Genomic DNA, 25,598 nt, shown 5'->3' with positions numbered 1-25,598 from the left:
TGCCGCTGCCCTCCCCTTCTGCAAGCCTGGATACCATGCTGACCTGGTTACAACGCGACTCCCTGAAATTCCCGCCGCTGGAAAAAGCCATGCGCGACCCCAACGGCCTGCTTGCCGCTGGCGGCGACCTGAGCGCCGATCGGCTGATCCAGGCTTACCGCCACGGTTGTTTCCCGTGGTTTTCGGAGGGCCAACCGATCCTCTGGTGGTCTCCTGACCCACGCACCGTATTGTTTCCCGACGAATTGCATATTTCTCGCAGCCTCGGCAAGCTGTTGCGCCAAAAGCGTTACGACGTGACGTTCGATCAGGACTTCCCGGCCGTCATACGCGCCTGCGCAGCTCCGCGGGAGTACGCCGATGGCACCTGGATCACCGAAGCGATGCAAACCGCCTACATGGAGCTGCACGCTCGCGGATACGCCCACTCGGTCGAAGTCTGGGACCAAGGGGTATTGGTGGGTGGGCTCTATGGCCTGGCCATGGGTCAGCTGTTTTTTGGTGAATCGATGTTCAGCCGGGCCGACAACGCCTCCAAGGTCGGCTTCGCCACGCTGGTCAACCACCTCAAGGACGCCGGTTTCGTGCTGATCGACTGCCAGATGCCGACCGGTCATCTGCACAGTCTGGGTGCCCGGGCGATCCCGCGCCGAGAGTTTGCTGGCTATCTGCAGCAACACCTTGATCAAGCCAGCGGCGCCCCATGGGTTTGCTGAGCGACTTTTGCGCTCGTGGCTTACACTTAATTGAACAGCTATTCCCGAGGGTTGATTCATGACCGAGTTGGCGCGCCTCAAGTTCTATGCCACTCAGCCCCACTCTTGCAGCTATCTGCCCGATGAACAGGCCACCACGCTGTTCCTCGACCCTAGCCAGCCCATGGATGTGCATGTCTATGCAGACCTGTCGGAAATGGGTTTTCGTCGCAGTGGCGATCACCTGTACCGGCCGCATTGCCAAAATTGCAATGCGTGTGTGCCTGCGCGCATTCCGGTTGCACAGTTTTCGCCAAACCGTCAGCAAAAACGCATTTTCAAACGCAACGCCGACCTGCAGGTTCGCCCGGCCAAACCGGGTTTCAGCGAAGAGTATTTCGAGCTTTACCAACGCTATATCGAACAGCGCCACGCCGATGGCGACATGTACCCGCCCAGCCGCGATCAGTTTTCGACCTTTCTGGTCCGCGACCTGCCGTTTTCGCGTTTCTATGAGTTCCGCCTCGAAGGCCGTCTGCTGGCGGTCGCCGTGACGGATCTGCTGCCCAACGGCTTGTCGGCGGTCTACACCTTCTATGAGCCCGAAGAAGATCGCCGCAGCCTGGGCCGTTACGCGATTCTCTGGCAGATCAACGAAGCCCGGCGCCTGGGACTGGACGCGGTTTACCTCGGATACTGGATCAAAAACTGCAAGAAAATGAACTACAAGACCCAATATCGCCCCATAGAGCTGCTGATTAATCAGCGCTGGGTGGTACTGAACTAGGTTCAGCCCTAAAGCCCTTGGCTTAAACCCCACTTTTCGGGCACAATGCACGCCGCTTTTGCCTGGCGCAGTTGCACCGGGCCATTCATTGGATACCGAGGGCTTTACTGCATGTCGAAAGAAGACAGCTTCGAAATGGAAGGCACTGTCGTCGACACCCTGCCCAACACCATGTTTCGTGTGGAGTTGGAAAATGGGCACGTCGTAACCGCGCATATTTCCGGCAAGATGCGCAAGAATTACATTCGTATTCTTACCGGTGACAAAGTGCGCGTCGAGCTGACGCCCTATGATTTGAGCAAAGGGCGGATCACTTACCGCGCTCGTTAATCAAGTCAATACAAAACGCCCGGCTCTGCCGGGCGTTTTTGTTTGTCTGGGATCTTTCGGCTGGGGTGTATATCCGTTGCTGCGGTAACGGCTGCTTATGGTTTCGCTCTTACAGCGACTCACTTTTCCAGACGCCGAAAAGTAAGCAAAAGGCTTCGCCCCGGCGTACGGCACCTCGCCAAGGCTCGGTGTTCCCTCCCTACGGTGCCCATCAGGGGGCATCGCCTACGGTCTGCTTCGCGACGACCTCCTCTCGATGTGTTCGACTTCGTCGAACGGCGCTGCGCGCCTACCCCCTGATGGACACCTACGCTCGGCCTGCCGATGGGGCGAAAGATCAAAAGCAGATCAAGATCAAAAGCCAAAGCCAAAGCCAAAGCCAAAGCCAAAGCCAAAGCCAAAGCCAAAGCGTTTTGTAGGCCCACTGTAATTCGAGTACATCCATCAGAAACCGATCAACAGTCAGGCCGCCATCACAGGCAAGCCAGCCCCCACAGTTTTAATTGGTGTACATCCGCAAGAGATACGCCGGCTGTCAGATCGCCATCGCGAGCAGGCTCTCCCACAATGGATTGGCGTGCATCTGCAAGAGATTGGTCGGCTGTCAGGCCGCCATCGCAGGCAAGCCAGCTCCCACACTTTTGAATGGCGTACATCTGTGAGTGATTGGTCGGCTTTCAGGCCGTCATCGCGGGCAAGCCCGGCTCCCACAAAAAAGGCAAAAAAGGCAAAGCAGCGCATCCCCCCACCACTCAACAGGCCGAGCGTTAGCTCGCCTGCCGCTGTTGATCTTGATCCGCCCGCCCCTTCGGGAGGCCGAGTGGAGGTGTTCATCAGGAGGTTGGCGCGCAGCGCCGTACGGCGTAGCCGGACACATCGAGAGGAGGTCGTCGCGAAGCAGACCGTAGGCGATGCCTCCTGATGAATACCGTAGCGAGGGAACGCCGAGCCTAAGCGAGGTGCCGTACGCTTGGGGCGAGCGTTTTTTTGCTTACTTTTTTTAGGCGCTTGTAAAAAAAGTGAGTCGCCGTAAGGGCGAAACCGCCAGCCGCCGTTACCGCAGCAACGGATATACACCCCAACCCCAACCCCAACCCCAACCCACAGACAGCAAAAAGGCGCCACCAGGCGCCTTCTGCTTTAAAGCAACAGCAACAACCGTCAGGCCATTTCAGCAGTAGTCTCAAAGTCGAAGGTCAACTCGCCATCCTTGATGTCGATGTGTACCACACCGCCATGCTCAGCCAGTTCGCCAAAGAGAATCTCCTCCGCCAGCGGACGCTTGATCTTGTCCTGGATCAAGCGCGCCATTGGTCGCGCACCCATCGTCGCATCATAACCACCGGCCGCCAGCCAACTGCGTGCAGCGTCGGTGACCTCGAGCAGTACACGCTTGTCTTCCAGCTGCGCCTGCAGTTCGGTAAGGAACTTGTCCACCACGCTTTTGATGACCTCATGACTGAGGCGACCAAACTGGATAATGGTGTCCAGACGGTTACGGAATTCCGGCGTGAAGCTCTTCTTGATCACTTCCATCGCGTCAGACGAGTGATCCTGATGCGTGAAGCCAATAGAAGCCCGAGCTGCGGTTTCGGCACCGGCGTTGGTCGTCATGATGACGATCACGTTACGGAAATCCGCCTTGCGCCCGTTGTTATCGGTAAGCGTACCGTGGTCCATGACCTGCAACAGCAGGTTGAAGACTTCCGGATGCGCCTTCTCGATTTCATCGAGCAACAGCACGCAATGAGGCTGCTTGGTGATCGCTTCAGTCAGCAGGCCGCCCTGATCAAACCCGACGTACCCCGGAGGTGCACCGATCAAACGCGAAACGGTGTGGCGCTCCATGTATTCGGACATGTCGAAGCGAACCAGTTCGATCCCGAGCGCCTTGGCCAGTTGCCGGGCCGCTTCGGTTTTACCGACCCCGGTAGGGCCGGCAAACAGGAACGAACCGACAGGCTTGTCAGGCGACTTCAGACCCGCACGGGACAGCTTGATCGCGGTCGACAAGGAATCGATCGCCGCATCCTGGCCGAACACCGTCAACTTCAGATCGCGCTCAAGGTTACGCAGCAACTCTTTGTCGGAGCTGGTGACGTGTTTTGGCGGAATCCGCGCGATCTTCGCCACGATATCCTCGACCTGAGGCACTTCGATGCGTTTCACACGCTTCTCGATCGGCTGCAGACGCTGATAGGCGCCCGCCTCGTCGATGACGTCGATGGCCTTGTCCGGCATGTGCCGGTCATTGATGTAGCGCGATGCCAGTTCGGCAGCGGCGCGCAGGGCTTCATCACTGTATTCGATATTGTGATGGAGCTCGAAACGCCCCTTGAGACCGCGCAGGATACCAATGGTGTCTTCGACCGAAGGCTCCGACACATCGACCTTCTGGAAGCGCCGAGCCAGGGCACGGTCTTTTTCGAAGATTCCACGGAATTCCTGGAACGTGGTCGAACCGATGCAACGGATATCACCCGACGACAGCAGCGGCTTGAGCAGGTTCGAAGCATCCATGACACCGCCAGAGGCGGCACCTGCACCAATAATGGTGTGGATCTCGTCGATGAACAGGATCGCCTGCGGACGTTTTTTCAGCTCATTGAGCAACGCCTTGAAGCGTTTCTCGAAATCGCCACGGTATTTGGTCCCAGCGAGCAACGCGCCCAGATCGAGCGAATAAACCACGCTATTGGCCAACAGATCAGGCACCTGATTGTCGACAATGCGCTTGGCCAGACCTTCGGCAATTGCGGTTTTACCCACGCCTGCCTCGCCGACCAGCAACGGATTGTTTTTACGCCGACGCGCCAGAATCTGCGCGACACGCTCAACTTCCATTTCACGCCCGACCAATGGGTCGATACGACCCTGGCGCGCCAGTTCGTTGAGGTTGCTGGCATATGCATCCAGAGGATTGCCTGAAGAAGAAGACTCACCGCCCTCGTCGTCCTGCATATCTTGCTCACCTTCAGAGTGTTCGCCATGCCCAGGCACTTTCGAGATGCCATGAGCGATGTAATTGACGACATCAATGCGTGCAACGCTCTGCTGTTTCAGCAGGAACACCGCCTGACTCTCTTGCTCACTGAAGATTGCAACCAGCACGTTGGCGCCAGTTACTTCGCGTTTGCCCGAGCTCTGTACATGAAAGACAGCACGTTGCAGTACACGCTGGAAGCCCAGGGTTGGCTGGGTTTCGCGATCCTCGTCATGAAGGGGGATCAAAGGCGTGGTGGAGTCGATGAACTCCTGCAGGTCATGCTTGAGTTTGTCGAGGTTTGCGCCGCACGCACGCAAAACGGTGGCGGCTGCCTCATTATCCAATAGAGCCAACAGGAGGTGTTCGACGGTCATGAACTCATGACGTTTCGAACGCGCCTCCTTGAAGGCGAGATTGAGGGTGACTTCGAGCTCGCGGTTTAACATAGCTTCACCTCATACCCAAGTGGTCGGCGTTAACCGTCCTTCTCGATTTCACAGAGTAGCGGATGCTGGCTTTCCCTGGCGTACTGGTTGACCTGCATGGCCTTGGTCTCGGCGATGTCGCGGGTAAACACTCCACATACTGCCCGTCCTTCTGTATGGACGGCCAGCATGACCTTGGTCGCCAGCTCGCGATTCAGGTTAAAAAACACCTCGAGCACTTCGACGACGAAATCCATCGGTGTGTAGTCATCATTGAACAAAACCACCTTGTACATCGGCGGCGCCTGTAACGCAGGCTTAGCCTCCTGTACAGCAATGCCTGCTGAATCGTCGTCGTGTAAATCAGGGCGATCCTGATTGAATGTTAGTCGAATCTGGCTGATAGCATGCATGGAAAGAAAGGTTCGTTAGTTGAGCTGAATACAGTGGTGGGGGCGGCCCCAGAGCTTTTCAACCCCGACTGCTTGGTCACCTTGACTATCGGCAAATCAGTGTTACAACCAATAGAGCCCACGGTGGGTAAAAAAGGTCCGCACAGCCAACCCCATTTCAGGGTTGATGCGGATTAACTGGATGATACTCCAGTGATGGAGTCTGTTGCAGAGGGATATGAGCATGGCTAGCGGTAAGGTCAAGTGGTTCAACAATGCCAAGGGATATGGCTTCATCAACGAGGACGGCAAGGAGGAAGATCTCTTTGCCCACTACTCGGCCATTAAAATGGACGGCTACAAGACCTTGAAAGCAGGCCAATCCGTGAGTTTCGAGATCATCCAGGGCCCCAAAGGCCTGCACGCGATCAACATCGACTCAGCTACAGTAAAGGCCAATGCGCCCGTACCTGCAACGACCGTCCAGCACGAGCGTGCGTTGAGCTGATACCAGCAAACTTAGAGACATAAAAAAACCGGCCGACTCATCATTTGAGTCGGCCGGTTTTTTATTTAACGCAAATCAGCTTACATGTGCGAGATCAGCGCATCGCCGAACGCGGAAGAAGACAGCAGTTTGGCGCCTTCCATCAGACGTTCGAAGTCATAGGTCACGGTCTTGGCCGAGATTGCGCCGTTGGTGCCCTTGATGATCAGGTCGGCCGCTTCGGTCCAGCCCATGTGACGCAGCATCATTTCAGCAGACAGAATCAGCGAACCCGGGTTTACCTGGTCTTTGCCGGCGTACTTCGGTGCAGTGCCGTGGGTGGCTTCGAACATCGCCACGGTGTCGGACAGGTTGGCACCTGGCGCAATACCGATACCACCCACCTCTGCCGCCAGGGCGTCGGACAGGTAGTCGCCGTTCAGGTTCAGGGTCGCGATCACATCGTATTCAGCCGGGCGCAGCAGGATCTGCTGGAGCATGGCGTCGGCGATGGCATCCTTGACGATGACGTTCTTGCCGGTTTTCGGGTTCTTGAACTGCATCCACGGGCCGCCGTCGAGCAGGGTTGCGCCGAATTCTTCGGCGGCCACTTCGTAGGCCCACTCCTTGAAGGCACCTTCGGTGAACTTCATGATGTTGCCTTTGTGGACGATGGTCAGCGAATCGCGATCATTGTCGACAACGTATTGCAGAGCCTTGCGTGCCAGACGCTTGGTGCCTTCCAGGGAAACCGGCTTGATGCCGATACCGCAATTTTGGTCGAAACGGATCTTGGTAACGCCCATTTCTTCTTTAAGGAACTTGATGACCTTGGTCGCCTCCGGCGAACCGGCCTTCCATTCGATACCGGCGTAGATGTCTTCCGAGTTCTCGCGGAAGATCGTCATGTCGACGTCGCCAGGCTTCTTGACCGGGCTCGGTACGCCTTCGAACCAGCGCACCGGGCGCAGGCACACATAAAGATCAAGCTGCTGACGCAGGGCAACGTTGAGGGAACGGATACCGCCACCGACCGGAGTGGTCAGCGGGCCCTTGATGGAAACCACGTAATCCTTGACTGCATCCAGAGTTTCCTGAGGCAGCCAGGTGTCCTGATCGTAAACCTGAGTCGCTTTTTCCCCGGCGTAGACTTCCATCCAGGAAATTTTGCGCTCGCCGCCGTAAGCCTTCTTAACAGCAGCATCGACAACCTTGATCATGACCGGGCTGATATCAACGCCGATACCATCACCTTCAATGAAAGGGATGATCGGGTTGTTAGGAACATTGAGAGAATGGTCTGCATTGACGGTGATTTTGTCGCCGACTGCTGGAACCTGAATCTTCTTGTATCCCATGCTGAACTCCATTGTTTGGATTGAACATCTGGCTTCGTCCGAGCGTACCCCAGTTGAATCGGCACGCAAACCCTATGTTCCATCGATCTGCCGCAAAGCCGCACAGTTCGCGACGTACAAGCCTGAAAGCAAAGGGAAAAGCGCCAAACTCAAGCACGGTAGACGACTCTACGCCGCACGCACGCCTGCGACCTTTAGACCAATGGACGATATTCGTTGCATATGAACCATCGGCAGATTGCCAGCTACCTATGTATAATGCCGCCGCTGACCGCAGGGTCACATAGGCGAACCTCTCTATTACGAGACTTTCCGCCCGATTAAAGCCGGGCTGTTACCGCAGTCCACCCGCTTGACGCTCGACTGATGCACCCAACATCACCGCGAAGAAACCTCGACATTCGGCTCATGGATGACTTTGAACGAACGCGCTTACCCGGCGCCCCTCGAGTTTCTGCGCACGCTTTAGCAAAGAAGAGAGTTAATCCGAATATGCCCAACCGCTCGAAGATCATCTACACCTTCACCGACGAAGCCCCAGCCCTCGCCACCTATTCACTGTTGCCTATCGTAGAGGCTTTCACCGCCTCCGCTGATATCGCCGTGGAAACCCGCGATATCTCTCTTGCAGGGCGCATCCTGGCCAGCTTCCCCGAGCAATTGGGTAATAAAGCCGTAGCCGACCACCTCGCCGAACTGGGCGCGCTGGCCGTCACACCTGAAGCCAACATCATCAAACTGCCGAACATCAGTGCTTCGGTTCCGCAACTGCAGGCCGCGATCAAAGAACTGCAAGCCCAGGGCTATGCACTGCCGAACTACCCGGAAACCGTCACCAGCGACGCTGACAAGGACGCCAAGTCCCGTTACGACAAGATCAAGGGCAGCGCGGTAAACCCGGTTCTGCGTGAAGGCAACTCCGATCGCCGCGCACCATTGTCGGTCAAGAACTACGCTCGCAAGCACCCGCACAAAATGGGCGCCTGGGCAAAAGACTCCAAGTCTCACGTCGCTCACATGAGCACCGGCGATTTCTACGGCAGCGAAAAAGCTGCCCTGATCGACGCCGCTGACGCCGTGAAAATCGAACTGATCGCCCAAGACGGCACCACCACCGTCCTGAAAGAAAAAACCACCGTGCAAGCCGGTGAGATCCTCGATTGCGCCGTGATGAGCAAAAACGCCCTGCGCAGCTTCATCGCCGCAGAAATCGAAGACGCCAAGCAAAAAGGCGTTCTGCTGTCGGTTCACCTGAAAGCCACCATGATGAAGGTCTCCGACCCGATCATGTTCGGCCAGATCGTTGCCGAGTTCTATAAAGACGCCCTGGCCAAGCACGCTGACGTGCTGGCACAGATCGGCTTCAACCTGAACAACGGCATCGGCGACCTGTACGCCCGCATCAAGGCGTTGCCTGCCGAGCAGCAAGCGGCGATCGAAGCGGACATCCAGGCGGTCTACGCCGCTCGCCCTTCGCTGGCGATGGTCAACTCCGACAAAGGCATCACCAACCTGCACGTGCCGAGCGACGTTATCGTCGACGCCTCGATGCCAGCCATGATCCGTGACTCCGGCAAGATGTGGGGCACCGACGGCCAGCTGCACGACACCAAGGCCGTGATCCCGGATCGCTGCTACGCCACCATCTACCAGGCGGTGATCGAAGACTGCAAGCAACACGGCGCCTTCGACCCAACCACCATGGGCAGTGTGCCAAACGTTGGCCTGATGGCGAAAAAAGCCGAAGAGTACGGCTCCCACGACAAGACCTTCCAGATCAAGGCAAACGGCGTGGTTCGCGTTTCCGACAGCGCTGGTCGCACTCTGCTGGAGCAGTCGGTTGAAGCCGGCGACATCTTCCGCATGTGCCAGACCAAAGACGCGCCGATCCAGGACTGGGTCAAACTGGCCGTCAACCGTGCTCGCGCAAGCGCAACGCCGGCGATTTTCTGGCTGGACCCAATGCGCGCCCACGACGGCGTAGTGATCGAGAAAGTTCAGGCGTACCTGAAGGATCACGACACGTCCGGCCTGGACATCCGCATCATGTCGCCAGTCGACGCGATGGCCTTCACCCTGGCCCGTACTCGCGAAGGCAAGGACACCATCTCGGTGACCGGCAACGTACTGCGCGACTACCTGACCGACCTGTTCCCGATCATGGAGCTGGGCACCAGCGCCAAGATGCTGTCGATCGTTCCACTGATGAATGGCGGCGGTCTGTTCGAAACCGGCGCTGGCGGTTCGGCACCGAAGCACGTTCAGCAACTGCTGGAAGAAAACTTCCTGCGCTGGGATTCCCTGGGCGAGTTCCTGGCCCTGGCCGCCTCCCTCGAGCACCTGGGTGTTACTTACAACAACCCTAAGGCGCTGGTGCTGGCCAAGACCCTGGACCAGGCCACCGGCCAGTTCCTGGACAACAACAAGTCGCCATCGCGCAAAGTCGGCAACATCGACAACCGCGGCAGCCACTTCTACCTGGCGCTGTACTGGGCCCAGGCCCTGGCCGCCCAGACTGAAGACGCAGCGCTGCAAGCGCAGTTCAGCCAACTGGCGAAAACCCTGACCGAGAACGAGGCAACCATCGTTGCCGAGCTCAACGCCGTTCAGGGCAAGCCAGTCGACATCGGCGGTTACTACCACGCCAACGCCGAGCTGATCAGCAAGGCCATGCGCCCAAGCAACACCTTCAACGCGGCGATTGCTGCGCTGGTTTAAGGTTGTAAGGGAACACCAGAACCCCGGTCTCGTACCGGGGTTTCTGTTTTTAGGCGCTTATAAATATCCGGCGTTGAAACCGAATCAAATGTGGGAGCGGGCTTGCTCGCGAAAGCGGTGGGTCAGTCGATATCAATGCTGAATGATGAATCGCCTTCGCGAGCAAGCCCGCTCCCACATTGGATCGAGTTTCCACATTAAAATTTATCCAACCCTGAAATAGAGGAAGTCCCATGGATTGGCTACCCCACATCACCGTCGCTACCATCGTCGAAGACAACGGCCGTTTCCTGATGGTCGAAGAGCTCAAGGCCGGACGCGTGGTACTCAATCAACCGGCCGGGCATCTGGACCCGAACGAAACCCTGACCGAAGCCGCCATTCGTGAAAGCCTCGAAGAAACCGGCTGGGACGTTGAAGCTACCGGCGTAATAGGCATCTACCTCTATACCGCCCCAAGCAACGGCGTGACTTACCAGCGCGTGTGTTTTGCCGCCAAAGCAGTGAAACACCACCCCGACTATCAACTCGACGACGGCATCGTCGGCGCAAAATGGCTGACCCGCGACGAACTCCTTGCGCAACGCGAGCACTGGCGCAGCGAGCTGATTATTCGCTGTATCGACGATTACCTGAGCGGTAAACTCTTCAGTCTCGAACTGATCCGCCCTTCTCTTTAGCCTTGCAGGCTCGGGCCTGATAGAATCGCGTCCTTTTTCAAGACACTCATTAAATCCCTATGCGTGATCCAGCCCCTTCTGACACACAAAAGAAGCGCGTCATTGTCGGCATGTCCGGCGGCGTGGACTCTTCCGTTTCCGCCCTACTGCTGATCGAGCAGGGTTATCAGGTGGAAGGCCTGTTCATGAAGAACTGGGAAGAGGACGACGGAACAGACTACTGCACCGCCATGGACGACCTGGCGGACGCCCAGGCCGTGTGCGACAAGATTGGCATCAAGCTGCACACCGCCAACTTCGCCGCCGAGTACTGGGATAACGTGTTCGAGCACTTCCTGGCCGAATACAAGGCCGGCCGCACGCCGAACCCGGACATCCTGTGCAACCGTGAAATCAAGTTCAAGGCGTTCCTCGACTACGCCATGATGCTCGGCGCCGACCTGATCGCCACCGGCCATTACGTGCGCCGTCGCGACATCGATGGCCGCACCGAATTGCTCAAAGGCCTGGACCCGAACAAGGACCAGAGCTACTTCCTGCACGCCGTGGGTGGCGAACAGATCGCCAAGACCCTGTTCCCGGTCGGCGAACTGGAAAAACCCGAAGTTCGCGCGATTGCCGAGAAACACGCCCTGGCCACCGCGAAGAAGAAAGATTCCACCGGCATCTGCTTTATCGGTGAACGACGCTTCAGCGACTTCCTCAAGCAATACCTGCCGGCACAACCGGGCGACATCAAGACCACCGAAGGTGAAGTGATCGGCCGCCACCATGGCCTGATGTACCACACCATCGGTCAGCGTCAGGGCCTGGGCATCGGCGGCTTGAAAGACGCCAGCGACGAGCCGTGGTACGTGCTGATCAAGGACCTGGAACACAACGAGCTGATCGTTGGCCAGGGCAATGACCACCCTTGGCTGTTCTCCCGCGCCCTGCTCGCCTCGGACATCTACTGGGTCAACCCGGTCGACCTGAGCTCGCCGCGCAAACTCACGGCGAAAGTCCGCTATCGCCAGAGCGACCAGCCTTGCACCCTGGAAAAAACCGCCAACGGCTACCGCGCCACCTTCGATGACCCGCAGCGCGCGGTCACCCCTGGTCAATCGGTGGTGTTTTACGACGGTGAAGTTTGCCTCGGTGGCGGTGTCATAGAAGTCGCCGAACCCTGGAGCAGCAAGGATTCGTGCGCATGAGCCCGACTCAGGAGCAACTGACAGCGCTTGGCGGCGTGTTTCTCGCCGCTGTGCTGGTCGACAAGATTGCCAAGACCGGGCAGGTCAGCGAAGCCGGCCTGACCTGCATGCTTGGCAGCTTGTTGATCATCGACCCCAAGGACACGCTGGAGGTCTACGGCGGCGACGATATCAATCTGCGCGAAGGTTATCGCGCGTTGATCGGCGCCCTTGAACGCGATCCGAGCACCTTGCAGCGCGAACCCTTGCGCTATGCCCTGTCGATGCTCGGTCTTGAGCGGCAACTGGCCAAGCGCGGCGACATGCTTGAAGTGATCGGCAAGCGCTTGCCGCAGATTCAGTCCCAGGTCGAACATTTCGGCCCGGCCCACGAAAACGTGATCGCCGCCTGTGGCGCGCTGTATCAGGACACCTTGAGCACCCTGCGCCAACGCATTCAAGTGCACGGCGACATGCGCAACCTGCAGCAGCCAAGCAACGCCTCGAAGATCCGCGCCCTGTTGCTGGCCGGCATCCGCTCGGCGCGCTTGTGGCGGCAGTTGGGCGGTCATCGCTGGCAGTTGGTGATCAGTCGCCGCAAACTGCTCAAAGAGCTTTATCCGCTGATGCGCAGCAGCTGAACCACACCCGCACAGCCAGCAACACCCTTTTGTAGCCTGTAACGCGTAAGACGCTGGTCAGTTGGCAACGGACCGGCGGATTTTTTTCATGTATGATACGCGCCCCATTTCGTTGCCCGACTGTCCGAGAACACCCCATGCAGCTCTCTTCGCTCACTGCGGTTTCCCCTGTTGACGGCCGCTACGCCGGCAAAACCCAGGCCCTGCGCCCAATTTTCAGCGAATACGGTCTGATCCGTGCTCGCGTCCTGGTTGAAGTGCGCTGGCTCCAGCGCCTGGCCGCTCATCCTGCCATCAGCGAAGTGCCGGCGTTCTCCGCCGAAGCTAACGCCGTGCTGAACACCCTGGCGGAAAACTTCTCTCTGGAACACGCCGAGCGCGTCAAAGAGATCGAGCGCACCACCAACCACGACGTTAAAGCCATTGAGTACCTGCTCAAGGAACAGGCGGCCAAGCTGCCCGAACTGGCCAACGTCAGTGAATTCATCCACTTTGCCTGCACCAGCGAGGACATCAACAACCTGTCCCACGCCCTGATGCTGCGCGAAGGCCGTGATGACGTGATGCTGCCGCTGATGCGCCAAACCGCCGAAGCCATCCGCGAGTTGGCCATCCGCTTCGCCGACGTACCCATGCTGTCGCGCACCCACGGCCAGCCGGCTTCGCCGACCACCCTGGGCAAAGAACTGGCGAACGTGGTTTACCGTCTGGAGCGCCAGATCGCTCAAGTTGCTGCCGTACCGCTACTGGGCAAGATCAACGGCGCCGTCGGCAACTACAACGCTCACCTGTCGGCTTACCCTGAGATCGACTGGGAAGCCAACGCCCGCGCCTTCATCGAAGACGAGTTGGGCCTGGGCTTCAACCCGTACACCACGCAGATCGAGCCGCACGACTACATCGCCGAGCTGTTCGACGCAATCGCGCGCTTCAACACCATCCTGATCGACTTCGATCGCGATATCTGGGGCTACATCTCCCTGGGCTACTTCAAGCAGCGCACCATTGCCGGCGAAATCGGCTCCTCGACCATGCCGCACAAGGTCAACCCGATCGACTTCGAAAACTCCGAAGGCAACCTGGGTATCGCCAACGCACTGTTCCAGCACCTGGCGAGCAAGCTGCCGATCTCCCGCTGGCAGCGCGACCTGACCGACTCCACCGTACTGCGCAACCTCGGCGTCGGCTTCGCCCACAGCGTGATTGCGTACGAAGCAAGTCTCAAGGGAATCAGCAAGTTAGAGCTCAATGCTCAGAAGATTTCTGCGGACCTGGACGCGTGCTGGGAAGTTCTGGCCGAGCCAATCCAGACCGTGATGCGTCGCTACAACATTGAAAACCCGTACGAAAAGCTGAAAGAACTGACGCGCGGCAAGGGCATCAGCCCTGAAGCGTTGCAGACTTTCATCGATGCACTGGACATGCCTGCCGAAGCAAAGGCCGAGCTGAAAAAGCTCACCCCGGCCAACTACATCGGCAACGCCGTGGCACAAGCCAAACGCATCTGATCGACCGCTTGACCCTTTGAGACGCCCGGCAGCGCCGGGCGTTTTTATTCCCGTCTGAAAAGTGCTTTTTTTCAATAGGTTACACATGAATCCTGATACTCCTCTTCAACTTCTGGGCGGCATCACGGCACGGGAATTCCTGCGCGACTACTGGCAGAAAAAACCGCTGTTGATCCGCCAGGCGATCCCTGACTTCGAAAGCCCGATCGACGCCGACGAACTGGCCGGTCTGGCACTGGAAGAAGAAGTCGAATCGCGCCTGGTCATCGAGCACGGCGAGCGCCCCTGGGAACTGCGTCGCGGCCCGTTCGCCGAAGACGAATTCAGCAAGCTGCCTGAACGCGAGTGGACCCTGCTGGTGCAGGCCGTCGACCAGTTCGTGCCGGAAGTCGCCGAGCTGCTGGAAAACTTCCGCTTCCTGCCGAGCTGGCGCATCGACGACGTGATGATCAGCTTTGCCGCCCCGGGCGGCAGCGTCGGCCCGCACTTCGACAACTACGACGTGTTCCTGCTGCAAGGCCACGGCAAGCGCAACTGGAAAATCGGCCAGATGTGCGATTCCGACAGCCCTCTGCTGCAACATGCCGACCTGCGCATCCTCGCCGACTTCGAAGCCACCGACGAGTGGACCCTGGAACCGGGCGACATGCTGTACCTGCCGCCGCGCCTGGCCCACTGCGGCGTGGCCGTCGATGACTGCATGACCTACTCGGTCGGTTTCCGCGCCCCAAGCGCCGCTGAAGTGCTGACCCACTTCACCGACTTCCTCAGCCAGTTCCTGCCTGACGAAGAACGCTACACCGATGCCGACGCACAGCCAGCGATCGACCCGCACCAGATCCAGCATGACGCGCTCGACCGTTTGAAAAGCCTGCTGGCCGAGCACATGAGCGACGAGCGCCTGTTGCTGACCTGGTTCGGCCAGTTCATGACCGAGCCACGCTACCCGGAATTGGTGGTTGGCCCGGAACTGGAAGAAGACGACCTGCTGAGCAGCCTTGAACAAGGCGCCGTGCTGATTCGCAATCCAAGCGCGCGCCTGGCCTGGTCCGAAGTCGACGACGACCTGCTGCTGTTCGCCAGCGGCCAGAGCCGTTATCTGCCGGGCAAACTGCGCGAACTGCTGAAAATGATTTGCGCCGCCGATGCGCTGCACGTCGACAACCTTGGCCAATGGCTGAGCGATGAAGACGGCCGCAACCTGCTGTGCGAGCTGGTCAAGCAAGGTAGCCTGGGATTCGCCGATGAATAAAATTCGCGTACGTGTCGCAGACTGGCAAAAGGATAACGCCGAGATCCGGCGCATTCGTGAAACGGTGTTCATCGCCGAGCAATCCGTTCCACCCGAACTGGAATGGGATGCCGACGACGCGAGCGCCGTGCATTTCCTCGCCTTCGAAGGCGACTTTCCGATTGGTACCGCCCGCCTGCTGCCCGATGGCCACATCGGCCGGGTGTCGGTACTCAAGGACTGGCGCGGCCTGAAGGTCGGCGACAAGCTGATGCAGGCAGTGATTGGCGAAGCCGAGAAGCGCGGGCTCAAGCAGCAAATGCTCAGCGCGCAGGTTCAGGCGACAGCGTTCTACGAGCGCCTGGGCTTTACCGTGGTCAGTGAAGAGTTCCTGGAAGCAGGGATTCCTCACGTGGACATGGTTCGTCATTCGGCTTGAGACCGCGGCGCGGCCATCGCTGGCAAGCCATGCTCCTACAGGTCAGGCGCAATCCTAATGAAATGGCTACCCCCGCCGCCCCCAGTGATCGCTCACTAAGCTTTCACTGGGGGCTCATCGGAGATCGTTGCCATGAACAAAGTAGCTATTGCCGCCATCGACCTGGGAAAACACACCTTCCATCTGCATGCGCAGGATGATCGTGGTCACGAGCTTTACCGCAAAAAATTCAATCGGGTGACACTCATGCAGCACCTGATGAATCTCGAACCCTGCACTGTCGTGATGGAAGCCTGCGGCGGAGCCCACTTCATGGCGCAGGAGGCCGCGAAGCTGGGACATGCGCCCAAGCTCATTGCCCCTCATCTCGTACGCCCTTACGTGAAAAGCAACAAAAACGACTTCGCTGATGCCGAGGCGATCTGCGAGGCGGCGACTCGTCCGACGATGCGTTTTGTGCCGGCCAAAAACCAGGCTCAGCAGGTGCTGGCCATGCTCAACTCCACCCGCGATTCGTTCATCAAAGACCGCACCGCTGCCGTCAATCGGATTCATGCAGCCCTGCTGGAGGTTGGCGTCAGCCTGGCGCCGGGCTTCAAGCCGATCAACGCTCTGCCGGCGCTGCTTGAGGCGAGTTCAATTTCCCAGCCCTTCAAAAAAAACCTGATGAGGCTGTATCAACACTTCAAGCATTTGGAGGAAGAGATCAAGTCGCTGGACAAGGACGTGGAATGCCAAGCCGCTGGAGATGACCTGGCGGCTCGCTTGATGACAATGCCGTGCGTAGGCCCGGTCACCTCCAGCGTCCTGGCTGCCGAGTTGGGCGATGGTAAACAGTTCAAATGCGGCCGAGGCTATTCGGCCTCGATCGGCCTGGTACCCAAGCAACACTCCACGGGCGGCAAGACCGTATTGTTGGGCATCAGCAAGCGCGGAGATCGCAACCAGAGGCGCCTGCTGATCCAATGTGCCCGTGTTTACCTGATACAGCTGGACCGACAGAAAGGCTGGCTGGCGGACTGGGTCCGGCAGCTATTGGCTCACCATCACTCCAACCATGTGGTCTGCGCGCTGGCCAACAAGCTGGCGAGGATCGCCTGGGCGATTGCGGCACATCACACTGAATTCGATGCAGGGCCAGCCGCGATGAACGCCTGACCCTGCTGTCACCCGAGCACCACCCACCTGGTTTTGCGATGCTGGATAACAGATGACGTGAACGGCCAACCGGCCTGACGACAACCCTGAGCTCCTACACGGCTGCAAGGCCGTAAAACTAATTAGGATCGTCGGGTATCGATTCTCATCGAGGCGCGGGGTTGCCACCCCACACAGACGCCGGATAGATGAAAGCAAGCCAAACACGCATCAAAAACAGTATTGCAGAAAAGGGGGTATCCATAGATGTAGGAGCCGAGCTTGCTCGCGATGAGGCCCAAGAGAACACCACAAAACGCCCCGCTATCCTCAGGTAGCGGGGCGTTTTGCTGTCTACGATTCAACTTGCCCCACCGCAGGCCGACAAACTGGCAAACTCAAGCCTTTGATCGCGGAGATAACGGACATGTCCCTACGCACCCTGCTCACCACGCTGCTGCTGACCTGCAGTTTTTCGGTCGTCGCTGCTACCGAGGTGGTGCAGCTCAACAATCGCACCAGCGCCGACCTGCTGCCAGTGGCGCAGAATTTTATCGGCAGGGACGGCAAGGTCAGCGCCTTCGGCAACCAGCTGATCGTCAACGCCGAACCCGACAAGATCGACGAACTCAAAGCCCTGATCGCACAGCTCGACACCGCACCCAAGCGCCTGCTGATCACGGTCGACACCAACGAAAACAACCAGCAAAACAACGCCGATCGGCAAACGCAGATCATCACCTACAGCACCGATAGCCGTGAAGGCGGCATCCAGCAGGTCCAGACCAGCGAAGGCACACCCGCCCTGATCCAGATCGGCCAGAGCGTACCGCTGACCACCACCCAGACCGACACCTACACCAGCCTGCCAAACCAGATAAACACCTCGCGCCAGCCCCAGGCCAATACCTCCGGCCAGCCGCAAAACCCGCTCAACAACTACGCTCACCAGCAAAACCAGACCCAATACCGCAACGTCACCCAGGGCTTCTACGTCACCGCCAGCGTTACCGGCGACATCGTTCACCTGGCAATCAGTACCAACCGTGACCGCATGAGCCAGGAACGTCCCGATGTAGTGAACGTGCAAAGTACCGACACAACCGTCAGCGGCCGCCTGGGCGAGTGGATCACCCTGGCTGGCGTCAACCGCCAGACGCAAGCCGACAAACAGGCTATGAGCCGCAGCTACTCTACTCAGGGACGGGATGACATGACGTTGCGAGTAAAAGTCGACACCTTGGACTAACACACCAAAAACTGACTGATTAGTCGTATTAGACTAAAGATGTAGTGCTTGAAAAATAGCACTACAAAACGTTTGACGAGCCAAAAAAGCGAAGGCATGATGGCCTCGCTCCCGCTAATCAGGGGCCCTGGCAAGGGCCTTCGGATCGCGCTCTAACCTTACCGACCTGAGCCGATTCGTGTCTGTACCGCCCACAAGGTGTGTTTGACGAGGTTGCGACTGGAACGAAGTTGTCCCGAGGGACGGAAGCGTAATAGGTAGCCCGGCAACACACTGATGATCGTATAAAGGCCCACGACGCCCGAATGCGCCCGCCAGTTCGCCCTTACCTGCTCAGCTTTCATCCTCGAGCCCATCGTTCATCCCGTCGCCTTCCCCGCCAGACCCGACTTGACCGCCTAAGCTTCTGGTCAGCGAGCAGCCATCTACGCCCCATTTGAATGTGCGTATCTGGCAACAGGAATTTTCCACCAGACCTATGCGACGAGGTTTATCTCCATGGCACTGACACGCGAACAGCAAATTGCAGCCCTTGAAAAAGACTGGGCTGAAAACCCGCGCTGGAAAGGCGTGACACGCACTTACTCCGCTGCTGACGTCGTCCGTCTGCGTGGCTCGGTTCAACCTGAGCACACCTTTGCAAAAATGGGCGCCGAGAAGCTCTGGAACCTGGTTACCCAGGGTGCCAAGCCAGCCTTCCGCCCCGAGAAAGATTTCGTCAACTGCATGGGCGCCCTGACCGGCGGCCAGGCGGTACAGCAAGTTAAAGCCGGCATCCAGGCGATCTACCTGTCGGGCTGGCAGGTTGCTGCAGACAACAACTCTGCAGAATCGATGTACCCGGACCAGTCGCTGTACCCGGTCGACTCCGTACCGACCGTGGTCAAGCGCATCAACAACTCGTTCCGTCGCGCCGACCAGATCCAGTGGAAAGCCGGCAAGAACCCGGGCGACGAAGGTTACATCGACTACTTCGCACCGATCGTTGCCGATGCTGAAGCCGGTTTCGGTGGCGTTCTGAACGCCTACGAGCTGATGAAGAGCATGATCGAAGCAGGCGCTGCCGGCGTTCACTTCGAAGACCAACTGGCCTCCGTGAAAAAATGCGGCCACATGGGCGGCAAGGTACTGGTTCCAACCCAGGAAGCCATACAGAAGCTGATCGCAGCTCGTCTGGCAGCCGACGTTGCCGGTACGCCGACTATCATCCTGGCCCGTACCGACGCTAACGCTGCTGATTTGCTGACGTCCGACTGCGATCCGTACGACCAGCCATTCGTGACTGGCGAGCGCACCCAGGAAGGCTTCTACAAAGTTCGCGCGGGCCTCGACCAGGCTATCGCTCGCGGCCTGGCCTACGCGCCGTACGCCGACCTGATCTGGTGCGAAACCGCCAAGCCAGACCTGGACGAAGCCCGTCGCTTCGCTGAAGCGATCAAAAAGGAATACCCGGACCAACTGCTGTCGTACAACTGCTCGCCTTCCTTCAACTGGAAGAAAAACCTGGACGACGCGACCATCGCCAAGTTCCAGCGCGAACTGTCTGCCATGGGCTACAAGCACCAGTTCATCACCCTGGCCGGCATTCACAACATGTGGCACAGCATGTTCAACCTGGCGCACGACTACGCCCGCAACGACATGACTGCCTACGTGAAGCTGCAAGAGCAGGAATTCGCTGACGCCGCCAAGGGTTACACCTTCGTAGCGCACCAGCAGGAAGTGGGCACCGGCTACTTCGACGACATGACCACCGTGATTCAGGGCGGCTCGTCTTCGGTGACCGCACTGACCGGCTCAACCGAAGAAGAACAGTTCCACTGATCTGATTCGAACGAACAAACGGCCCTTCCGGACCGAGTAAAAAACTAACCGGAATGCCGCACATCTGACGCCCCGACTGGTTCGGGGCGTTTTTTTGCCCGCAATTTCACGAACACCACAAGCCCTCGTAGGAGCCAGGCTTGCCCGCGATGGGTGCGCCGCAGTTTTTCAGACAAACCGAGTCATCGTTCATCGCGGGCAAGCCTTGCTCCTACAGGAAGGGGGAGCAAGGACGAGCAAAAACATTGATCCAGAGCGGTATTTCAATCGGCAAAACAGGGTAAAACGGCCCCGCGCACTACTTGCAGTAGCCGGCATGTAAGCGCAACTTTCCAGCCACCACCCCGAATAACAGTTCAAAAACCGCCGCAAACAATATTGATTATCATTTGGCGCGATTCATGTTCGTTACAACTCGCACAAAACATTATTGACGAAACCCCTGCTAATGCCCGCAACGCATGGGCTGCAGGCTTTTTGAGGTGCGCTATGTCCTTATTCTTATAAATAATTTCGCTACAGGAATTTTACTTGCACGGTGTTGTGCCATAAAATCACCGCGATTGATTGCTGCGACATATCGTCACTGCTTTATTTCTTTTCAAGCTCAGAGACCTTTGCTCTCTGTTAAGGATTACCAGCATGCCCGAAGCGACAGGACTCATGGCCCACAACTGGGGCTTTGCCATTTTCCTTCTGGGTGTCGGCGGCCTGTGCGCCTTCATGCTCGGCGTCTCCAGCCTCCTCGGGTCAAAAGCCTGGGGCCGCAGCAAAAACGAACCGTTCGAGTCCGGCATGCTACCTACCGGTGGCGCCCGCTTGCGGCTCTCAGCCAAATTCTATCTGGTCGCGATGCTGTTCGTGATCTTCGATATCGAAGCCCTATTTCTCTTTGCCTGGTCTGTGTCCGTCCGCGAAAGCGGCTGGACCGGATTCGTCGAAGCTCTCGTTTTCATAGCAATTCTGTTGGCAGGTCTTGTCTACCTATTTCGAGTGGGCGCCCTTGATTGGGCTCCGGAAGCTCGTCGTAAGCGGCAGGCGAAGCTGAAACAATGAGGCTTTGGCGATGCAATACAATCTCACCAGGATCGACCCCGATGCTCCTAACGAGCAGTACCCGATTGGCGCACGGGAAACCGTCTCCGATCCGTTAGAAGATCAAGTCCACAAAAACATTTTCATGGGCAAGCTCGAAGACGTGCTTAACGGCACGATCAACTGGGGGCGTAAGAACTCCCTGTGGCCGTATAACTTCGGCCTTTCGTGCTGCTACGTGGAAATGACCACCGCCTTCACGGCGCCCCACGACATCGCGCGCTTTGGCGCCGAGGTTATCCGGGCATCGCCGCGTCAAGCGGATTTCATGGTTATTGCCGGAACCTGCTTCATCAAGATGGCGCCGATCATTCAGCGTCTCTACGAGCAGATGCTCGAGCCGAAGTGGGTTATCTCCATGGGTTCGTGCGCCAACTCCGGTGGCATGTACGACATCTACTCCGTCGTTCAAGGGGTGGACAAGTTCCTGCCCGTGGACGTCTACGTGCCTGGCTGCCCGCCCCGCCCTGAAGCTTTTCTGCAAGGCTTGATGCTGTTGCAGGAGTCGATTGGCCAGGAGCGTCGCCCACTTTCCTGGGTCGTTGGCGATCAAGGCGTTTACCGCGCCGAGATGCCTTCGCAAAAGGAACAGCGCCGCGAACAGCGTATTCAGGTAACCAACCTGCGCAGCCCCGACGAAGTCTGATCCAGATCTGTTCTTACAAAGAAACGAGAAACTGGCTTCATTCTTTACGTTGACCGAAAGCGATAAAAAAACCATGACTACAGGCAGTGCTCTGTACATCCCGCCTTACAAGGCAGACGACCAGGATGTGGTCGTCGAATTGAACAATCGTTTTGGCCCTGAGGCGTTCAGCGCCCAGGCCACCCGCACCGGCATGCCGGTGCTTTGGGTTGCCCGTGCCAAACTCGTCGAAGTCCTGACCTTCCTGCGCAACCTGCCCAAGCCGTACGTCATGCTCTATGACCTGCACGGCGTGGACGAGCGTCTGCGCACCAAGCGCCAGGGTTTGCCGAACGGTGCCGACTTCACTGTGTTCTATCACTTGATGTCGATCGAACGTAATAGTGACGTAATGATCAAGGTCGCCTTGTCCGAGAGCGACCTCAGCGTGCCGACCGTGACCGGTATCTGGCCGAACGCCAACTGGTACGAGCGTGAAGTGTGGGACATGTACGGCATCAACTTTGCCGGCCACCCGCACCTGACCCGCATCATGATGCCACCGACCTGGGAAGGTCACCCGCTGCGCAAGGACTTCCCGGCCCGTGCCACCGAGTTCGACCCGTTCAGCCTGACGCAGGCCAAGCATCAGCTTGAAGAAGAGGCTGCACGCTTCAAGCCTGAAGACTGGGGCATGAAGCGTTCCGGCGCCAACGAGGACTACATGTTCCTCAACCTGGGCCCGAACCACCCTTCCGCTCACGGTGCCTTCCGCATCATCCTGCAACTGGACGGCGAAGAAATCGTCGACTGCGTGCCGGACGTCGGTTACCACCACCGTGGTGCCGAGAAGATGGCCGAGCGTCAGTCCTGGCACAGCTTCATCCCGTACACCGACCGTATCGACTACCTCGGCGGCGTGATGAACAACCTGCCGTACGTGCTCTCGGTCGAGAAGCTGGCCGGCATCAAGGTGCCTGAGAAGGTCGACGTCATCCGCATCATGATGGCCGAGTTCTTCCGGATCACCAGCCACCTGCTGTTCCTGGGTACGTACATCCAGGACGTCGGCGCCATGACCCCGGTGTTCTTCACCTTCACCGACCGCCAGAAGGCGTACACGGTGATCGAAGCCATCACCGGTTTCCGTCTGCACCCGGCCTGGTACCGCATTGGTGGCGTCGCCCACGACCTCCCGCGCGGCTGGCAAAAGCTGGTCAAGGACTTCGTCGAGTGGATGCCAAAGCGTCTGGACGAATACCAGAAAGCCGCACTGGACAACAGCATCCTGCGTGGCCGGACCATCGGCGTCGCCGCCTACAACACCAAAGAAGCCCTGGAATGGGGCGTCACCGGTGCAGGCTTGCGTTCGACCGGTTGCAATTTCGACCTGCGCAAGGCTCGTCCGTACTCCGGCTACGAGAACTTCGAATTCGAAGTGCCGCTGGCGGCCAATGGCGATGCCTATGATCGTTGCATCGTGCGCGTGGAAGAAATGCGCCAGAGCATCAAGATCATCGACCAGTGCCTGCGCAACATGCCGGAAGGACCGTACAAGGCGGATCACCCGCTGACCACGCCGCCGCCCAAAGAGCGCACGCTGCAGCACATCGAGACCTTGATCACGCACTTCCTGCAAGTTTCGTGGGGCCCGGTCATGCCGGCCAACGAATCCTTCCAGATGATCGAAGCGACCAAGGGCATCAACAGTTATTACCTGACGAGCGATGGCGGCACCATGAGCTACCGCACCCGGATTCGCACCCCAAGCTTCCCGCATCTGCAGCAGATCCCTTCGGTGATCAAAGGCAGCATGGTCGCGGACTTGATCGCGTACCTGGGTAGTATCGACTTCGTTATGGCCGACGTGGACCGCTAAGCATGAATAGCACGCTTATCCAGACAGACCGTTTCGCCCTGAGCGAAACCGAGCGCTCGGCCATCGAGCACGAGCTGCATCACTACGAAGACCCGCGCGCGGCGTCGATCGAAGCCCTGAAGATCGTCCAGAAGGAACGTGGCTGGGTGCCTGACGGCGCGCTCTACGCCATCGGCGAAATCCTTGGCATCCCGGCCAGCGACGTTGAAGGCGTGGCGACGTTCTATAGCCAGATCTTCCGTCAGCCAGTCGGTCGTCACATCATTCGCGTCTGCGACAGCATGGTCTGCTACATCGGCGGCCACGAGTCGGTGGTCAGCGAAATCCAGAGCAAGCTGGGCATCGGCCTGGGTCAAACCACCGCCGACGGTCGTTTCACCCTGCTGCCGGTCTGCTGCCTCGGCAACTGCGACAAGGCGCCGGCGTTGATGATCGACGACGACACATTCGGTGATGTGCAGCCTGCTGGCGTTGCCAAATTGCTCGAGGGCTACGTATGACCCTGACTTCCTTCGGCCCTGCCAACCGCATCAAGCGCAGCGCAGAGACTCACCCGCTGACCTGGCGCCTGCGTGACGACGGCGAGGCTGTCTGGCTCGACGAGTACCAGGCCAAGAACGGCTACGCGGCAGCGCGTAAAGCCTTCGCCGACATGTCCCAGGACGATATCGTCCAGACCGTCAAGGACTCCGGCCTCAAGGGTCGCGGCGGCGCGGGCTTCCCCACTGGCGTGAAGTGGGGCCTGATGCCCAAAGACGAATCCATGAACATCCGTTACCTGCTGTGCAACGCGGATGAAATGGAACCCAATACCTGGAAAGACCGCATGCTGATGGAGCAACTGCCCCATCTGCTGATCGAAGGCATGCTGATCAGTGCTCGCGCACTGAAAACCTACCGTGGCTACATCTTCCTGCGTGGCGAATACACCACCGCCGCCAAGCACCTGAACCGTGCCGTGGAAGAAGCCAAGGCTGCAGGCCTGTTGGGCAAGAACATCCTGGGCAGCGGTTTCGATTTCGAACTGTTCGTCCACACCGGCGCCGGGCGTTACATCTGCGGTGAAGAAACCGCACTGATCAACTCCCTCGAAGGCCGCCGTGCCAACCCGCGCTCCAAGCCGCCCTTCCCTGCCGCCGTTGGCGTATGGGGCAAGCCGACCTGCGTGAACAACGTCGAAACGCTGTGCAACGTGCCGGCGATCATCGGCGACGGCGTGGACTGGTACAAATCCCTCGCTCGCGAAGGCAGTGAAGACCACGGCACCAAGCTGATGGGCTTCTCCGGCAAAGTGAAGAACCCTGGCCTGTGGGAGCTGCCGTTCGGCGTCCCTGCGCGCGAGCTGTTCGAAGACTACGCCGGCGGCATGCGCGACGGTTACAAGCTCAAGTGCTGGCAGCCAGGCGGCGCCGGTACCGGCTTCCTGTTGCCGGAGCACCTGGACGCACAAATGTACGCCGGCGGCATCGCCAAAGTGGGCACCCGTATGGGTACCGGCCTGGCCATGGCGGTGGACGACAGCGTCAACATGGTGTCCCTGCTGCGCAACATGGAAGAGTTCTTCGCCCGTGAGTCGTGCGGTTTCTGCACCCCGTGCCGTGACGGTTTGCCGTGGAGTGTCAAGCTCCTGCGCGCCATCGAGAACGGTGAAGGGCAAGCTGGCGACATCGAGACCCTGCTGGGTCTGGTCGGCTTCCTCGGCCCAGGAAAGACCTTCTGTGCTCACGCACCGGGTGCCGTGGAGCCATTGGGCAGTGCCATCAAGTATTTCCGTCCAGAGTTCGAAGCCGGTATCGCGCCTACACGCGCCGCCGTCCCGCCTCTGGCAAGGCCGATCGTAGTCGGCGCTTAACGCTTTAAAAAAGGCGAACGGTCCGTGCCGTTCGCCTTTCGTCCGATGACGCCTTTCAAGGCTGTTTGGATTTGGACGGATAACAAGA

Annotated in this window: 22 protein-coding genes; 19 read left to right on the top strand and 3 right to left on the bottom strand. The window is 58.5% G+C overall.

All coding sequences use genetic code 11. The features are described 5' to 3' along the window. Positions 1–35 precede the first annotated feature (35 nt). The 3 genes from aat (at position 36) to infA (ending at position 1,812) form a co-directional block, all read left to right on the top strand. Positions 36–716 carry a leucyl/phenylalanyl-tRNA--protein transferase gene (gene aat / locus AC3WK5_RS00510; protein WP_054597842.1) on the top strand — a complete coding sequence of 227 codons (681 nt, stop codon included), beginning with the start codon at positions 36–38 and terminating at the stop codon, positions 714–716. A 58-nt stretch (positions 717–774) separates the two neighbouring features. Next, positions 775–1,482, top strand: coding sequence for an arginyltransferase (locus tag AC3WK5_RS00505; RefSeq protein WP_054597843.1), 708 nt, complete (start codon positions 775–777; stop codon positions 1,480–1,482). A gap of 111 nt (positions 1,483–1,593) precedes the next feature. Beyond that, a complete protein-coding gene (infA, locus tag AC3WK5_RS00500) occupies positions 1,594–1,812 on the top strand; it encodes a translation initiation factor IF-1 (RefSeq protein WP_002553999.1) in 219 nt (72 codons plus the stop codon). 1,161 nt (positions 1,813–2,973) lie between these two features. Here infA and clpA read toward each other — a convergent pair. Further along, on the bottom strand, positions 2,974–5,244 hold the full coding sequence (gene clpA / locus AC3WK5_RS00495; RefSeq protein ID WP_054597844.1) for an ATP-dependent Clp protease ATP-binding subunit ClpA: 2,271 nt from the start codon (positions 5,242–5,244) through the stop codon (positions 2,974–2,976). 29 nt (positions 5,245–5,273) lie between these two features. Next, positions 5,274–5,636, bottom strand: coding sequence for an ATP-dependent Clp protease adapter ClpS (gene clpS, locus AC3WK5_RS00490; protein ID WP_015094394.1), 363 nt, complete (start codon positions 5,634–5,636; stop codon positions 5,274–5,276). A 223-nt stretch (positions 5,637–5,859) separates the two neighbouring features. Between clpS and cspD the strand changes: the two genes are divergently transcribed. Next, entirely contained in the window at positions 5,860–6,123 is a 264-nt protein-coding gene (gene cspD / locus AC3WK5_RS00485) for a cold shock domain-containing protein CspD (RefSeq protein ID WP_177474826.1), read from the top strand. Positions 6,124–6,203: 80 nt separating this feature from the next. Here cspD and icd read toward each other — a convergent pair whose 3' ends face one another. Next, positions 6,204–7,460: an NADP-dependent isocitrate dehydrogenase gene (gene icd / locus AC3WK5_RS00480; protein WP_054597846.1), complete on the bottom strand. Its 1,257-nt coding sequence runs from the start codon at positions 7,458–7,460 to the stop codon at positions 6,204–6,206. Between the two features lie 492 nt (positions 7,461–7,952). Between icd and AC3WK5_RS00475 the strand changes: the two genes are divergently transcribed. The 15 genes from AC3WK5_RS00475 to nuoF all read left to right on the top strand — a co-directional run bounded on the left by AC3WK5_RS00475 (position 7,953) and on the right by nuoF (position 25,510). Next, a complete protein-coding gene (locus AC3WK5_RS00475) occupies positions 7,953–10,178 on the top strand; it encodes an NADP-dependent isocitrate dehydrogenase (protein WP_103319864.1) in 2,226 nt (741 codons plus the stop codon). A gap of 233 nt (positions 10,179–10,411) precedes the next feature. Then, positions 10,412–10,858: an NUDIX hydrolase gene (locus tag AC3WK5_RS00470; RefSeq protein WP_103319867.1), complete on the top strand. Its 447-nt coding sequence runs from the start codon at positions 10,412–10,414 to the stop codon at positions 10,856–10,858. A 59-nt stretch (positions 10,859–10,917) separates the two neighbouring features. Beyond that, complete coding sequence (gene mnmA, locus AC3WK5_RS00465) at positions 10,918–12,051, top strand: tRNA 2-thiouridine(34) synthase MnmA (RefSeq protein ID WP_054597849.1); 1,134 nt, start codon at positions 10,918–10,920, stop codon at positions 12,049–12,051. Beyond that, on the top strand, positions 12,048–12,671 hold the full coding sequence (gene hflD, locus AC3WK5_RS00460) for a high frequency lysogenization protein HflD (protein WP_054597850.1): 624 nt from the start codon (positions 12,048–12,050) through the stop codon (positions 12,669–12,671). Before mnmA ends, hflD begins: the two co-directional genes overlap by 4 nt. A 137-nt stretch (positions 12,672–12,808) precedes the next feature. Next, on the top strand, positions 12,809–14,179 hold the full coding sequence (gene purB, locus AC3WK5_RS00455) for an adenylosuccinate lyase (protein ID WP_103319869.1): 1,371 nt from the start codon (positions 12,809–12,811) through the stop codon (positions 14,177–14,179). A gap of 85 nt (positions 14,180–14,264) precedes the next feature. After that, a complete protein-coding gene (locus AC3WK5_RS00450; RefSeq protein WP_054597852.1) occupies positions 14,265–15,431 on the top strand; it encodes a ribosomal protein uL16 3-hydroxylase in 1,167 nt (388 codons plus the stop codon). Continuing rightward, positions 15,424–15,849, top strand: a complete 426-nt coding sequence (locus tag AC3WK5_RS00445; RefSeq protein WP_103319872.1) for a GNAT family N-acetyltransferase — start codon at positions 15,424–15,426, stop codon at positions 15,847–15,849. Before AC3WK5_RS00450 ends, AC3WK5_RS00445 begins: the two co-directional genes overlap by 8 nt. Before the next feature lie 132 nt (positions 15,850–15,981). Then, positions 15,982–17,007, top strand: a complete 1,026-nt coding sequence (locus AC3WK5_RS00440) for an IS110 family RNA-guided transposase (protein WP_103319875.1) — start codon at positions 15,982–15,984, stop codon at positions 17,005–17,007. A gap of 406 nt (positions 17,008–17,413) precedes the next feature. Then, on the top strand, positions 17,414–18,235 hold the full coding sequence (locus tag AC3WK5_RS00435) for a secretin N-terminal domain-containing protein (RefSeq protein ID WP_103319877.1): 822 nt from the start codon (positions 17,414–17,416) through the stop codon (positions 18,233–18,235). A gap of 498 nt (positions 18,236–18,733) precedes the next feature. Then, positions 18,734–20,059 carry an isocitrate lyase gene (gene aceA, locus AC3WK5_RS00430; protein WP_054597855.1) on the top strand — a complete coding sequence of 442 codons (1,326 nt, stop codon included), beginning with the start codon at positions 18,734–18,736 and terminating at the stop codon, positions 20,057–20,059. A 642-nt stretch (positions 20,060–20,701) separates the two neighbouring features. After that, entirely contained in the window at positions 20,702–21,115 is a 414-nt protein-coding gene (locus AC3WK5_RS00425; protein WP_007905050.1) for an NADH-quinone oxidoreductase subunit A, read from the top strand. A gap of 10 nt (positions 21,116–21,125) precedes the next feature. After that, entirely contained in the window at positions 21,126–21,800 is a 675-nt protein-coding gene (locus tag AC3WK5_RS00420) for a NuoB/complex I 20 kDa subunit family protein (RefSeq protein ID WP_019689823.1), read from the top strand. 73 nt (positions 21,801–21,873) lie between these two features. Then, the gene (gene nuoC / locus AC3WK5_RS00415) at positions 21,874–23,658 is read left to right on the top strand and encodes an NADH-quinone oxidoreductase subunit C/D (protein ID WP_054598365.1); all 1,785 of its coding nucleotides are present in this window, start codon (positions 21,874–21,876) and stop codon (positions 23,656–23,658) included. A gap of 2 nt (positions 23,659–23,660) precedes the next feature. Beyond that, entirely contained in the window at positions 23,661–24,158 is a 498-nt protein-coding gene (gene nuoE / locus AC3WK5_RS00410) for an NADH-quinone oxidoreductase subunit NuoE (protein WP_007970445.1), read from the top strand. Continuing rightward, on the top strand, positions 24,155–25,510 hold the full coding sequence (nuoF, locus tag AC3WK5_RS00405) for an NADH-quinone oxidoreductase subunit NuoF (RefSeq protein WP_019689821.1): 1,356 nt from the start codon (positions 24,155–24,157) through the stop codon (positions 25,508–25,510). Before nuoE ends, nuoF begins: the two co-directional genes overlap by 4 nt. The last annotated feature ends 88 nt before the right edge of the window (positions 25,511–25,598 follow it).

This window comes from Pseudomonas sp. FW306-02-D09B, assembly GCF_058782685.1.
This window is presented reverse-complemented; position numbering and strand designations above follow the sequence as displayed.

What these genes read in the sequence shown, in the direction of transcription:
- aat (WP_054597842.1), top strand. Translation starts at nt 36, where the DNA reads ATGCTGACCTGGTTACAACGCGACTCCCTGAAATTCCCGCCGCTGGAA.
- AC3WK5_RS00505 (WP_054597843.1), top strand. Translation starts at nt 775, where the DNA reads ATGACCGAGTTGGCGCGCCTCAAGTTCTATGCCACTCAGCCCCACTCT.
- infA (WP_002553999.1), top strand. Translation starts at nt 1,594, where the DNA reads ATGTCGAAAGAAGACAGCTTCGAAATGGAAGGCACTGTCGTCGACACC.
- clpA (WP_054597844.1), bottom strand. Translation starts at nt 5,244, where the DNA reads ATGTTAAACCGCGAGCTCGAAGTCACCCTCAATCTCGCCTTCAAGGAG.
- clpS (WP_015094394.1), bottom strand. Translation starts at nt 5,636, where the DNA reads ATGCATGCTATCAGCCAGATTCGACTAACATTCAATCAGGATCGCCCT.
- cspD (WP_177474826.1), top strand. Translation starts at nt 5,860, where the DNA reads ATGGCTAGCGGTAAGGTCAAGTGGTTCAACAATGCCAAGGGATATGGC.
- icd (WP_054597846.1), bottom strand. Translation starts at nt 7,460, where the DNA reads ATGGGATACAAGAAGATTCAGGTTCCAGCAGTCGGCGACAAAATCACC.
- AC3WK5_RS00475 (WP_103319864.1), top strand. Translation starts at nt 7,953, where the DNA reads ATGCCCAACCGCTCGAAGATCATCTACACCTTCACCGACGAAGCCCCA.
- AC3WK5_RS00470 (WP_103319867.1), top strand. Translation starts at nt 10,412, where the DNA reads ATGGATTGGCTACCCCACATCACCGTCGCTACCATCGTCGAAGACAAC.
- mnmA (WP_054597849.1), top strand. Translation starts at nt 10,918, where the DNA reads ATGCGTGATCCAGCCCCTTCTGACACACAAAAGAAGCGCGTCATTGTC.
- hflD (WP_054597850.1), top strand. Translation starts at nt 12,048, where the DNA reads ATGAGCCCGACTCAGGAGCAACTGACAGCGCTTGGCGGCGTGTTTCTC.
- purB (WP_103319869.1), top strand. Translation starts at nt 12,809, where the DNA reads ATGCAGCTCTCTTCGCTCACTGCGGTTTCCCCTGTTGACGGCCGCTAC.
- AC3WK5_RS00450 (WP_054597852.1), top strand. Translation starts at nt 14,265, where the DNA reads ATGAATCCTGATACTCCTCTTCAACTTCTGGGCGGCATCACGGCACGG.
- AC3WK5_RS00445 (WP_103319872.1), top strand. Translation starts at nt 15,424, where the DNA reads ATGAATAAAATTCGCGTACGTGTCGCAGACTGGCAAAAGGATAACGCC.
- AC3WK5_RS00440 (WP_103319875.1), top strand. Translation starts at nt 15,982, where the DNA reads ATGAACAAAGTAGCTATTGCCGCCATCGACCTGGGAAAACACACCTTC.
- AC3WK5_RS00435 (WP_103319877.1), top strand. Translation starts at nt 17,414, where the DNA reads ATGTCCCTACGCACCCTGCTCACCACGCTGCTGCTGACCTGCAGTTTT.
- aceA (WP_054597855.1), top strand. Translation starts at nt 18,734, where the DNA reads ATGGCACTGACACGCGAACAGCAAATTGCAGCCCTTGAAAAAGACTGG.
- AC3WK5_RS00425 (WP_007905050.1), top strand. Translation starts at nt 20,702, where the DNA reads ATGCCCGAAGCGACAGGACTCATGGCCCACAACTGGGGCTTTGCCATT.
- AC3WK5_RS00420 (WP_019689823.1), top strand. Translation starts at nt 21,126, where the DNA reads ATGCAATACAATCTCACCAGGATCGACCCCGATGCTCCTAACGAGCAG.
- nuoC (WP_054598365.1), top strand. Translation starts at nt 21,874, where the DNA reads ATGACTACAGGCAGTGCTCTGTACATCCCGCCTTACAAGGCAGACGAC.
- nuoE (WP_007970445.1), top strand. Translation starts at nt 23,661, where the DNA reads ATGAATAGCACGCTTATCCAGACAGACCGTTTCGCCCTGAGCGAAACC.
- nuoF (WP_019689821.1), top strand. Translation starts at nt 24,155, where the DNA reads ATGACCCTGACTTCCTTCGGCCCTGCCAACCGCATCAAGCGCAGCGCA.